At 63.4% G+C, this 12,375-nt stretch carries 9 protein-coding genes and 1 pseudogene; 5 read left to right on the top strand and 5 right to left on the bottom strand.

The annotated features are described in order from the left end of the window. Window positions 1-122 precede the first annotated feature (122 nt). On the top strand, window positions 123-527 hold the full coding sequence (locus LB558_RS14705; RefSeq protein WP_224698197.1) for a hypothetical protein: 405 nt from the start codon (window positions 123-125) through the stop codon (window positions 525-527). Here the strand turns inward: LB558_RS14705 and LB558_RS14700 are convergent, their stop codons facing one another. Then, the gene (locus LB558_RS14700) at window positions 528-1,301 is read right to left on the bottom strand and encodes a gamma-glutamyl-gamma-aminobutyrate hydrolase family protein (protein WP_224698196.1); all 774 of its coding nucleotides are present in this window, start codon (window positions 1,299-1,301) and stop codon (window positions 528-530) included. 262 nt (window positions 1,302-1,563) lie between these two features. On the opposite strand from LB558_RS14700, the gene LB558_RS14695 reads away from it, so the two are divergent. Then, window positions 1,564-2,673: a TRAP transporter substrate-binding protein gene (locus tag LB558_RS14695; protein ID WP_224698195.1), complete on the top strand. Its 1,110-nt coding sequence runs from the start codon at window positions 1,564-1,566 to the stop codon at window positions 2,671-2,673. Between the two features lie 86 nt (window positions 2,674-2,759). Here LB558_RS14695 and LB558_RS14690 read toward each other — a convergent pair. The 4 genes and pseudogenes from LB558_RS14690 to LB558_RS14675 form a co-directional block, all read right to left on the bottom strand. After that, window positions 2,760-3,784 (bottom strand): annotated as a pseudogene (locus LB558_RS14690) (zinc-dependent alcohol dehydrogenase family protein). An 18-nt stretch (window positions 3,785-3,802) separates the two neighbouring features. Beyond that, the gene (locus tag LB558_RS14685; RefSeq protein WP_224698383.1) at window positions 3,803-5,584 is read right to left on the bottom strand and encodes a TRAP transporter large permease; all 1,782 of its coding nucleotides are present in this window, start codon (window positions 5,582-5,584) and stop codon (window positions 3,803-3,805) included. Further along, window positions 5,584-6,168, bottom strand: coding sequence for a TRAP transporter small permease subunit (locus LB558_RS14680; protein WP_127412900.1), 585 nt, complete (start codon window positions 6,166-6,168; stop codon window positions 5,584-5,586). Before LB558_RS14680 ends, LB558_RS14685 begins: the two co-directional genes overlap by 1 nt. Before the next feature lie 187 nt (window positions 6,169-6,355). Continuing rightward, window positions 6,356-7,261 (bottom strand): branched-chain amino acid ABC transporter permease, encoded by a 906-nt coding sequence (locus tag LB558_RS14675; RefSeq protein ID WP_224698194.1) that lies wholly within the window; start codon window positions 7,259-7,261, stop codon window positions 6,356-6,358. 147 nt (window positions 7,262-7,408) lie between these two features. Here LB558_RS14675 and LB558_RS14670 point away from each other — a divergent pair, with 147 nt between their 5' ends. The 3 genes from LB558_RS14670 to LB558_RS14660 all read left to right on the top strand — a co-directional run bounded on the left by LB558_RS14670 (window position 7,409) and on the right by LB558_RS14660 (window position 12,264). After that, the gene (locus LB558_RS14670) at window positions 7,409-8,020 is read left to right on the top strand and encodes a CGNR zinc finger domain-containing protein (protein ID WP_224698193.1); all 612 of its coding nucleotides are present in this window, start codon (window positions 7,409-7,411) and stop codon (window positions 8,018-8,020) included. Then, window positions 8,013-8,549, top strand: coding sequence for a hypothetical protein (locus tag LB558_RS14665; protein ID WP_224698192.1), 537 nt, complete (start codon window positions 8,013-8,015; stop codon window positions 8,547-8,549). The genes LB558_RS14670 and LB558_RS14665 overlap by 8 nt, the downstream gene beginning before the upstream one ends. A gap of 220 nt (window positions 8,550-8,769) precedes the next feature. Further along, a complete protein-coding gene (locus LB558_RS14660) occupies window positions 8,770-12,264 on the top strand; it encodes an indolepyruvate ferredoxin oxidoreductase family protein (protein ID WP_224698191.1) in 3,495 nt (1,164 codons plus the stop codon). Window positions 12,265-12,375: the final 111 nt, after the last annotated feature.

Here is a 12,375-nt window from a genome sequence, read left to right as displayed (position 1 = left end):
GGTCCCTGACTACGGAATGTACGCCTTGTTCGCGGTGCCGACGGCAGTTTGCCACATTTATTAACGCCGGCTTAACCCTTTGAAATCATTCTTCATCCTGTCCTCGTGCATGGATGAGAATGATGAAAGTGCTTTCCCCATTAATCGCAGCCGCAGCCTTGGTTGGCGGCGTTCAACTGTTTCATGACGGCAATGGGGAAAGCGTCGCCAATGAAGCCGCGCCGTCCAACACGTACAGGCTGGTTGCCAATGGCGATGAGGGGGATTGCGCGGTGAGGCGTGGCGCTTCGATCTCGGATGGCCTGTCACTGTTGACGGTGGCAGCGAACTGCCGCCGGCTGCTGCCCGGCATCGAGCGGGCGAAGTTCTGGCGCGAACAAAACGACGGCACGGTCGCCTTCAGCGTCAATGGCACCGATCCAATCGTCACCTTCGCGGCTGCCGATGGCGACGGCTACGAATCCTATGCCCCGGCGCTGCCGCTGCTGTCGCTGGCGGCCACCGGTAACAAGAAATCTGGCGACTGATTATTCCGCTGCGGCCCGCGCGCCAGCCTTCGCTGCGGCGTGCAGCCGAACCGCATCGCCGAAGGCACGGAATATCTTCACCGAGTTGCTGTCCGACTTGACCCAGTATTCCGGGTGCCATTGCACGCCGACGGCGAAAGCGCGGGCGTCGCGCACCGAAACCGCCTCGACCGTCCCGTCGGTGGCGACGGCCTCGACCTGCAGCTTCGAGCCCAGCCGGTCGATCGCCTGGCGGTGCAACGAATTGACCTTGATGTCGCCGGCACCGAACACGCCGGCCAGGCAACTGTCAGGTTTGATCGAAATGGTCTGGTGGATGGCGAAGCGTTCGTCCTGCTTGTCGCTCACCGGCGCGCGGTGGTCGAGCGAGCCTTCGCGCTCCTGGATCTCGGTGCCGAGCGTGCCGCCCAACGCCACGTTCAATTCCTGGATGCCGCGGCAGATGGCGAGCAGCGGCACGCCGCGTTCGATCGCCCGCCGGATCAGCGGCAGCGTCGTGGCGTCGCGCGCCGGATCATAGGGGCCATTGGCTTCGCTGGCGTCGCCGCCATAGAGCGAGGGATGCACATTGGATTTCGAGCCGGTGACCATGACGCCGTTGACCGACGACAGAAGTTCGTCGAAATCGAGCCGGTCGCCGAACGATGGCACCAGCACCGGAAACACGCCGGCGCCGGTGATCGCCGCTTCCAGATATTGTTGTGGGGCGGCATGCCAGGTGTAGTTGTCGAACTGACGGACGTCGGTCGATATGGCGACGAGCGGCTGGTGCATTTGGCTCTGTGTTCCATCTGGGCAAGGATGTCCTGCCTGCAAAATAGGCCATCGCCGGGCATTTTTCCATGCCAAGTTTCAACGTCTCGCATGGGCCACCAAACGGCCTGTTAGACTATAGTTGCAGGGCAGCCGGGCTTCGCCGTCAAATCGGGCCGGCCTGCTGGACTCGACTTCTTGCCTGTGTATTGTCTCCAACGAACCGACAGGGAAACCGAGGATTTCCTGACGTCGGCCTGTTGATCCAAAAGGGAGGAAGTTCATGGATCGTCGTTCATTCATTCGCAAGACCGGTGTCACCGGCGTCGGTGCCGCGGCGGCGGCGGCCGCGCTGGCGGCGCCTGCAATCGCCCAGTCCAATCCCAAGGTGACGTGGCGGCTGGCGTCGTCCTTCCCGAAGTCGCTCGACACCATCTACGGCGGCGCCGAGGTGTTTTCCAAGATGCTGTCGGAAGCCACCGATGGCAATTTCCAGATCCAGGTTTTTGCTGCCGGGGAGCTGGTGCCTGGTCTGCAGGCCGCCGACGCCGCCACGGCCGGCACGGTCGAGGCCTGCCATACGGTGGCATATTATTACTGGGGCAAGGACCCGACATGGGCGCTCGGTGCGGCGGTTCCCTTTTCGCTCAACGCACGCGGCATGAATGCCTGGCATTACCATGGCGGCGGCATCGACCTGTTCAACGAGTTTCTCGCCACGCAGGGCCTTTTCGGCCTGCCGGGCGGCAACACCGGCGTGCAGATGGGCGGCTGGTTCCGCAAGGAAATCAACACGGTGGCCGACCTTTCCGGCCTCAAGATGCGAATCGGCGGTTTTGCCGGCAAGGTGGTGCAGAAGCTCGGCGTCGTGCCGCAGCAGATCGCCGGCGGTGATATCTATCCCGCGCTGGAGAAAGGCACCATCGACGCGGCCGAATGGGTTGGTCCCTATGACGACGAGAAGCTCGGCTTCTACAAGGTCGCGCCCTATTATTACTATCCCGGCTGGTGGGAGGGCGGCCCGACCGTCCACCTGATGTTCAACAAGGCGAAGTACGAAGAACTTTCGCCGACGTACAAGTCGCTGCTGCACACCGCCGCGCAGGCGGCCGACGCCAACATGCTGCAGAAATACGATTATCTGAACCCTGCGGCGGTGAAGCGGCTGGTAGCCGGCGGCGCGAAACTGCGCCCGTTCAGCCAGGAGATCATGGCTGCCTGCTTCGAAAAGGCCAACGAGGTCTATACCGAAATGGAAGCCTCCAACGCCCCGTTCAAGAAGATCTGGGAATCGATCAAGGGCTTCCGCAAGGAGCATTATCTCTGGGCGCAGGTGGCCGAATACAATTACGACACCTTCATGATGGTCCAGCAGCGCAACGGCAAGCTGTAGTCGGCCGGACTTCTGCTCAAAAGCTCTCTGGGCGGAACCCGCTCAGGGAGCTTTTCTGTATATCCCGGGAGGGCGAAGCCAGCGGTTCAGCCTCGCCCCGGCACCACGAGAACCTTGACCTCGCCGGGCGCCGGCGGATTGGCGATCACCGCTGGCGCTTCTTCAAGCGATACCTGCCTGGAGATCAGCCTGTCGATCTCGATCGCACCGGAAGCGATGAGTTCGGCGGCGCGGCGATGGGTGTAGGGATTGAGGAAGGAACCGAGCACCTTCAGTTCCCGGAACAACAGGTCGAACGGCTCGAATTCCACTTTCATGCCTTGCGGCGTTACGCCGACGATGACGATCGTGCCACCGGCGCGGGCCAGCCGCATCGACTGCTCGACGGTCTCTTGCACGCCCGCGCATTCGAAGACGACGTCGACACCGCCTGGCACCAGCCCCGCCGGTCCGGCGATGGCATCGATGACATTGGCGGTTGGATCGATCGTCACTGTCGCGCCGAGGTCCTCGGCGAGCGCGCGCCGCGAGGCTTGCCTGGTCGACAGGATGATGGTCGTGGCTCCCGCCAATGTGCCAGCTGCACGGTGAGCAGGCCGATCACGCCGCCACCAAGCACGACCACCGAACTGCCCGGTTTGATACCGGCAAGGTCGACGCCGTGCAGGCAACAGCCGAGCGGCTCGCAGAAGGCACCGTGCATGGGATTCAAGCCGGCAGGCAGGACGAAAGCCTGCTTCTGCGGCAACGCAAGATATTCGGCAAAGCCGCCGTCGCGATGAATGCCGATGGCGCGCAGATTGCTGCAGAGATTGACTTGTCCCGCGTGACAACGCGCGCAGCGCCCGCAGGCGATGTTGGGGTCGCCGGTGACACGATCGCCGATGGCAAAACCCGAGACCGATTTTCCGATCGCCTCGACGGTACCGGAGAACTCATGGCCGGGCGTCACCGGCGGCGTGCACGGAAATTCGCCGTGAAACAGATGCCGATCCGTGCCGCAGACGCCGCAGGCTTCGATGCGCACCAGTAGCTCATCCGCACCGATGTCAGGCATGTCGACTTCGCGCAGCGTGATGCCGCCCACTGCTTCCAGCCGCACCGCTTTCATGGTTTTGACCATGCCGGTTCAGTTGAAGCTTGGCGGTTGCGACAAGTCGGGCTGTGGCGCTGCCGGCTTTGCCGGTGTCGGATCGCCGAAACTGGGCGGTTGCGAAAGGTCAGGAGCTGCCGGCGCCGTGCCGCCACCAACTGGCGCCGCTCCATCCGCCGGCGGCGTGCCGAGCGGCGACAGGCCGGGCACCTCCGGTACCTTGTAGTCGATGGTGCCCGGATCGACGGCCGTTCCCTTGTAGTGCATCACCATTTGCGGGAAGGCGATGGTCAACCCGATCATGATCACCTGGATGCAGACAAAGGGCACCGCGCCCCAATAGATCTGTCCGGTGGTCACCGGCGCGATTTGTTTGCCGGTGAGACGATCGAGATGGGGTACGCGCGCGGCCACCGAACGCAGGTAGAACAGCGCGAAGCCGAAGGGCGGGTGCATGAAGCTGGTCTGCATGTTGATGCCCAGGAGCACGCCGAACCAGATCAGGTCGATGCCGAGCTTGTCGGCGGCGGGCGCCAGCAACGGTACGATGATGAACGCCAATTCGAAGAAGTCGAGGAAGAAGGCGAGGAAGAAGACGAGCATGTTGACGCCGATCAGGAAGCCGACCTCGCCGCCCGGCAGCGACGTCAAAAGGTGCTCGACCCAGATGTGGCCGTTGACGCCGTAGAAGGTCAGTGAGAACACCCGTGCGCCGATCAGGATGAACAGCACGAATGACGACAGCCTTGTCGTCGAGGCCAGTGCCTGCTTGACGACGTCAAGCGACAAGCGCCCCTTGGCCGCCGCCATGAACAAGGCGCCGACGGAGCCCATTGCGCCGCCTTCGGTCGGCGTGGCGATGCCCAGGAAGATGGTGCCCAGCACCAGGAAGATCAGCGCCAGTGGCGGGATCAGCACGATGATCACCTGCTGCGCGAGCCTGGACATCATGTTGAAGTTCAGGCGCTTGTCGGCAATGGCGACGATGTAGATGAACAGCACTCCGGCAGTCGCACCGAGAATGTCGGCATTGTCGCCATGTGCCGGCGCCAGATAACGATACGCCGCGTAGGAAACCGCTGATGTGACAAGCAAAGCCACCAGCAGCGACATCACGCCATGGCCGAGTGTACGGGCCTCGAGCGGCAGCGCCGGCATCGAGTTCGGCCGGATGATCGACATGATCAGGATGTAGGACATGTAGAGGCCGGTGAGCACGAGGCCCGGGATCAACGCGCCCGCGTACATATCGCCGACCGAGCGGCCGAGCTGGTCGGCAAGCACGATCAGCACCAGCGACGGCGGGATGATCTGGGCAAGTGTGCCGGAGGCGGCAATGACACCGGATGCGAGCCGGCGGTCATAACCATAGCGCAGCATGATCGGCAGCGAGATCAGGCCCATGGCGATGACGGAAGCCGCCACCACGCCGGTGGTCGCCGCCAAAAGCGCGCCGACGAAGATCACCGCATAGGCAAGGCCGCCACGGATGGGCCCGAACAACTGGCCGATCGTGTCGAGCAGGTCTTCGGCCATACCCGATCGCTCGAGCACGATGCCCATGAAGGTGAAGAACGGGATGGCCAGCAGCGTGTCGTTCGACATCACCCGGCTGCCGTAGAAATTATCCGGCAATGCATGCAGGAGCGGCCAGGCGAGGTTGATCGATCCTCCGGAATAGGGGGATAGCAGCACGCCGATGAAGAAGAACATCAAGCCGTTGGCGGCCAAGGAAAAAGCGACGGGGTAGCCGATCAGCAGGAAGATGATCAGCGAGGCGAACATGATCGGCGCCATGTTCTGCGCGATGAACTCCATCACGAGCGCACCTCGTCGGCCAGCGCCTTGGCTTCGAGTTCGGCCTGCTCATGCACCGATATGAACGGATTGGGGTCGTCCATGTCTCCGCGCATGATGGCGATCTTCTTGATGATCTCGGAGATGCCCTGCAGAGCGAGCAGGAAAAAACCGATGAGCAGGATGGCCTTGGCCGGCCAGATGATCAGACCGCCGGAATTGTTGGACATCTCGCCGCTGCGAAACGACAGCGACACATAGGGCACGAAATAAATCACCATCAGCGTCACGAACGGCATCAGGAAGAAGAGATGCCCGAGCAGGTCGATCCAGTGCTGTACGCGGCGTGAAAACAGGCCGTAGACGATGTCGATGCGGATATGTTCGTTCTGCTTCAGCGTATAGGCGGCGGCCAGCATGAAGGCGGCGCCGAACAGATACCATTGCAGCTCGAGCCAGGCGTTCGAGGATATGTCGAACACCTTGCGGATAATGGCGTTGGCGGCGCTCACCAGGATCGCCAGCAGGATCAGCCACGATATCCATTTGCCGATGAATTCGTTGGCGCGATCAATAGTCCTGGATAGAGCAAGAAGCCCTGCCATGCATTCCTCCCTTGTACCGGAGGCGTGCCGGCTTCCCCCTTTTGTCCGTCACGCCGCGTGGTCCAACGGTATGCCGCGCGTGGACTGACGGGTCAACAAGGATAGAGGCAGCAAATATCACCGCATGGCAGACAGTGCCCGATACCGGCGATCTGCCCTCGCGTCATGCAACCAAAGTCTGACGTTTTCAGGCAATTTTGCCGGTGTCGCGGCCGGCGCCGATCAGGATCAGCGTCGTGACCAGGAACAGATACATCCACGCGTCGCGCCACTCGACCGGGAAATAGCCGGCCCACAGCGATTCGGCCATGCCGAAGGCGGCCGCGCCGAGTGCCGCGCGCGGCGGCGAGAGATAGCCGCCGACTGCCGTCACGAACAGGATTTTCAGTCCGTAGACGAGGCCCGACCCAAAGCTGACATTACCGTAATAGAGGCCGGCCATGACACCGGCCAGCGCGGCGCAGAAACCACCGAACAGCACCGCGTGCCGGAACACCGCACGCACGTCGACGCCGCACATCGCGGCTGCCTTGGGGTCGTCGGAGACGGCGCGCCAGCGCCGTCCGAAGCTCGACCGGGCAAAAGCCCGGCTGGCCAGCGCGATTGCCGCCACCGCCACGGCGCAGTCGATGAGCTGGATGAGCGTCAGCGTTGCCTTGAAGGTCGCGCCCTGCGCAAAAACGATGGGCTGCGCCAGCATCGGCGGCAGCCACAGATCATGCGTGTCGGCGGCGATGCGGCTCGCTTCGGACAGCAGCAGCAAGATGCCGAGCGTCGTCACCACGATTGCATTGGGCGTGCGATCGGCCAAAGGTTCGAAGACACTGCGCGACAGCACGTGGCTGATCAGCGCGGCATAGAAGAACGCAGCGACGACGCCCAGCGCCACCGCCGCCAGCAGCGTCAGCCACAGCACCTGGTAGCCGAAGGCCGCGGTCAGGATCATCGTCTGGCCGCAAAAGGCGAACAACGCGCCATAGGCGAGATTGGTGCGGTGCAGGATGCCGTTGGTCAGCACATAGCCAAAGGCGAGCAGCGCATAGAGCGCGCCCGAATGCAGCCCGTTCAACACCTGCTGGAAGAAATAGAGCATGCAAAACCTCGAAGCATGCCGCCAAAAGTGCGAAGCGGTCCTGGCCAACGACATGCTCAAAAGGCTGCGGAGACCGCCGCATCCCGGAGTGAGGTTGCATCGCCGAATCTAACTTGTCAAACGCGATTTATAGGTTAGATTTTCGGCATGACGGTATCCTGGACCCCGCACCGCTTCACCGGCGGCCTGCTTGCGCTCGACACGGCGAACACCGTCGTGCTGCGCGGCGATCCGGAGCGGACCTTCGACCGCTTCGACGATCCGGCCGAGATTGCCCGCTTCGCCGACGCGGCGAGCCGCTTTCGCGCCGCCGAACTTGGCGACAGGCCGCTGGCGGTATCCTCGGCGGCGGCGATCGCGCCCGTCGTGCTGTCGATCCGCGAGGCGACGGACCGGCTGTTTCGTGGAGCGGCGTCGAAAGGCGCGGTCGCCACCACCGATCTGGCCGGATTCCTGAGAGCTTGTGCCGATGGCCTTGCCGGCAGCCGGACCGAGATCGGTGCGCCGGGAAGGCCGTTCGGCGATCCTCTGACGCCGATCGCCTTCGAGGCGGCGCTGGCGGTTTCGGCGCTATCGCTTCTGCGTGACGACACTGTCGCAAGGCTGAGGATCTGCCCCAACTGCACTTGGCTATTCGTCGACAGAAGCCGCAATTCCAGCCGCCTTTGGTGCGACATGGCGGTGTGCGGCAACCGTCAGAAGGCAAGCCGTCACTATCGCCGCCGTCGCATGGCGGAAAATGAGGTTAGGAATGCGTAGCGGCCTTTCCCGTTCGATCCTTGTTGGCGCGGCGCTCATCGTGGCCGTTGCGCTCGGTGCCTGCCGCGATGCCGGTAATGACGAAGGCAAGCTGTTCGAGATTTCCGGCAAGATATTCGTCTTCAACTACCGCCTCGCCAGGGCGACTTATGTGGTGACCCTGCGGCCGCTGAAGCCGATGGGAGAGGGCCAGGTGGCGGTGGCCAGCTTCCAGGATCCCGCCGGCGGCGCACCTCTGGTGGTCGAGCAGAAGGTCTGGCCGAAGCTCGACAAGGTGACGCTGGAGAGCCCGGCACTGACCTGCGTCGTCAAGAACAAGCCCTATGCGATTGCCATCAGCATCAAGGGCGCCGACGGCGCGGTCCTGCAGAAGATCGACACCACGCTGATGTCGACGGAAGACCAGTCGATCCTGCCCGACCGGCCGCTGGTCATCGACCAGCTCTACACCGCCAATCCCGATCTGGTCGGCCATCCCGACGGCAAGCTGCCGGGCGAGCCGAAGCCGGATTGCTCGAAGGGCAGCTGACGCGTCGCGGCCGCTCGGGCCGCAGCTGAAATTTTCGTGCGCCGGGCAATGTCCGCGGATCGGTTTCATACCCGATTCAGGATGGCCGCGGACTGTTCGTTGCGCGTTGCCTGGCATCTGCGATTTTGTTTGACCTGCCTTGCAAGGGGGGAAAGGATGCGTCATCCGACCCCGACGTTGGCTGCCTGCCCCCTCGTGGCCTCCGCAGAGGAAATGCCTGATGACGCTGCACGACGTCGCGCTCGACGACAAGTTCGATCTCGCAAAGGAGCGCATCTTCCTGTCTGGCGCGCAGGCGGTCATTCGCATGCTGCTGATGCAGCGCGAGCGCGACCGCCGGGCCGGCTTGAACACGGCCGGCTTCGTCTCCGGCTATCGCGGTTCGCCGCTCGGCGGCCTCGACATGCAGCTGTGGAAGGCGAAGAAACAGCTCGCCCAGGCTGACATCATCTTCCAGCCGGGTCTCAACGAGGAGCTTGCCGCCACCGCTTGCTGGGGGGCACAGCAGACGGAACTGCTTGATGAGGGCACTCATGACGGCGTCTTTTCGGTCTGGTACGGCAAGGGACCGGGCGTCGATCGTTCCGGCGACGTGTTCCGGCATGCCAACCTGGCCGGATCGTCGAAGCATGGCGGCGTGCTTGCGCTGATGGGCGACGACCATATGGCCGAATCCTCGACCAATGCGCACGCCACCGAATTCCTGTTCGTCGACACGATGGTGCCGATCCTCAACCCGGCCGGCGTCCAGGAGATCATCGACTATGGGCTCTACGGCTTCGCCATGTCGCGTTTTGCCGGCACGTGGGCGGCGATCAAATGCGTCAAGGACAACATCGAATCGACCGCCTCGGTCGATGCCGCGCTCGAGCGGCTGAACATCGTCGTGCCGGAGTTCGACATGCCGCCAGGCGGTCTCAACATCCGCCATGAGATCGACATGCTCGGCCAGGAGGAGCGGCTGCATGAATACAAGCGCGCCGCGGCCTCCGCCTTCATCCTTGCCAACGGGCTGAACCGCATTGTCTATTCGGGCGGCCGCAACCCGAAGATAGGCATCATCACGCTGGGCAAGAGCTACCTCGATGTCCGCCAGGCGCTGGAGGATATCGGCGTCGACGAGGCGGCCGCCAACCGCATCGGGGTGCGGCTGTTCAAGGTCGGCTGCCCCTGGCCGCTCGACCTGCATCACATCGCCGATTTCGCCCGCGGCCTCGACACCATTGTCGTCGTCGAGGAGAAGCGCTCGCTGATCGAGGTGCAGTTGCGCGAAAGCCTTTATGGCACTGCCACCCAACCCGTCATTATCGGCAAGAAGGACGAGCGCGGCGACTGGCTGTTTCCGGCCAAGGGCGCGCTCGATCCCAACGAGATCGCCATCGCGCTTGGCGAGAGGATCGTCAGGACCATCGGCCCGTCCGAAGAGATTTCGGCGCGGGTGGCAAAACTGCGCCAGTTCCAGGCAATGCTCACCGAGGCCACCGACATCGGCTCGCGCACGCCGTTCTTCTGTTCCGGTTGCCCGCACAATTCGTCCACCAAGGTGCCGGACGGCTCTATCGCCGCGGCCGGCATCGGTTGTCACTTCATGGCGCTGTGGATGGACCGCAATACCGTCGGCTTCACGGCCATGGGCGGCGAGGGCGCACAGTGGGTCGGCCAGGCGCCGTTCTCCAAGCGAGAGCACATCTTCCAGAATCTTGGCGACGGCACCTACAACCATTCCGGCACGCTGGCGATCCGCTTCGCGCTGTCGAGCGATGCCAACATCACCTACAAGATCCTCTACAACGACGCCGTCGCCATGACCGGCGGCCAGCCGCACGAAGGCGGCCTGACCGTCGACATGATCGCCAGGCAGGTGCGCGCCGAAGGCGTCGACCGCATCGTCATCGTCACCGATGAGCCCAGCAAATATGCCGGGAAGGCCGAATTCCCGGCCGGCGCCACCATCCATCACCGCGACGACCTCGATCTCGTCCAGCGCGAGCTGCGCGACGTCAAGGGCGTTTCGGTGCTGCTCTACGACCAGACCTGCGCCGCCGAAAAGCGCCGCCGCCGCAAGCGCGGCACCTTCCCCGATCCCGACAAGCGGGTCTTCATCAACGAGCTGGTCTGCGAAGGCTGCGGCGATTGCGGCGTGCAGTCGAACTGCGTCTCGATCCAGCCGGTCGAGACCGAATTCGGCCGCAAGCGCAAGATCGACCAGTCGAGCTGCAACAAGGATTTCTCCTGCGTCAACGGCTTCTGCCCGTCCTTCGTCACCGTGCACGGTGCCAAGATCCGCAAGGCCGAGGGCCTGGCCGGCAAAGCCGATCCGCTGGAAGGCGTGCCCGTGCCGGTGCAATTCCCACTTGGCCAGCAGGGCTGGGCGGCGATCATCGACGGCGTCGGCGGCACCGGCGTCGTCACCGTCGGTGCGGTGCTTGGCATGGCTGCGCATCTTGAGGACAAGGGCTGCGGCATGATCGACATGGCCGGCCTCGCCCAGAAGGGTGGCTCGGTGTTCACGCATGTCCGCATCGCCCGCACCCCGGACGACATCCATGCCATCCGCGTTTCGGCCGGCAAGGCCGATCTGGTGCTTGGCTGCGACCTCGTCGTGTCGGGCGCGAAGAAGGTGCTGACCGCGGTGCGCGAGGGCCACACCATCTTCGTCGCCAACACCGCCGAGATCATGCCCGGCGAATTCGCCCGCTCGGCTGATTTTTCGTTGCCGATAGAGCGGCTGAAAAAGGCGATCCGCGCGGCAGCGGGCGACGACAAGGCGCATTTCTTCGACGCCACCCGCACCGCCACGGCACTTTTCGGCAATTCGCTCGGCGCCAACATGTTCATGCTCGGCTTTGCCTTCCAGCACGGCGGCCTGCCATTGTCGGCTGAGGCCGTCGAGAAGGCGATCGAACTCAATGGCGAAGCCGTGGCGATGAACATCGCCGCTTTCCGCTGGGGACGTCGCGCTGCCCATCAGCCGGATTTCGTGCGCGGGCTCGTTGCCCAGCCGGGTCGAGCCGTGGCTGGAAAGACCGGCCAGGCCACGGATATCGCCGAGACACTGGACGAAATCATCGCCCGCCGCGTCGCCTTCCTGACCGCCTATCAGAACGCCGCTTATGGCAGGCGTTATGCCGAAAAACTGGCCGTTTTGCGCGCCGCCGAAGCGAAAGCCGTGCCTGGTTCGACCGCGGTGTCGCAGGCAGCCGCCAGGAACTTGTTCAAGCTGATGGCGATCAAGGACGAATACGAGGTGGCGCGTCTTTACACGGACGGCTCTTTCGTCGCCGAACTTGGAAAACAGTTCCAGAGCTATGACAAACTTGAATTCCACCTCGCTCCGCCGATCATGGGCCGTCGTGGCAATGACGGCAGCCCTAGGAAATCGAGCTTCGGCCCGTGGATGATGAAGGGTTTTCGGATTCTGGCGGCGATGAAGGGCCTGCGCGGCACCGCCTTCGACCTGTTCGGCTACACCGCCGAACGGCGCATGGAGCGACAGCTGCTGGCGCGGTACGAGGCGGATCTGGAACTCATCGCCGGATCGTTGGCCCCGGCCAGGGTCGATGCGGCGGCTGCATTGGCTTCGGTGCCTGCCCTCATTCGCGGCTACGGCCACGTCCGTCGAGCCAGCGCCGACAAGGCTTCGAGCGAACGCCAAAGGCTGCTCGAACGCCTGTCGGGTACGCCGGCGCGGCCCGAACTTCAGGCCGCCGAATGATCGATACGCCTTGTTTACCTGAACGACAGTTTCCTAGCTTTCCGTAACGTCACTCGGCTTGACGGCAGGAGCGCGAGCGGCTCTCTAAATCTTTCTTAAGGCGGATGTGGC

The organism is Mesorhizobium sp. CO1-1-8 (assembly GCF_020164875.1).
In the GTDB taxonomy this organism is placed as follows: Bacteria; Pseudomonadota; Alphaproteobacteria; order Rhizobiales; family Rhizobiaceae; genus Mesorhizobium.
Note: the sequence above shows the minus strand (reverse complement) of the source record. Positions and strands in the feature narration are given on the sequence as shown.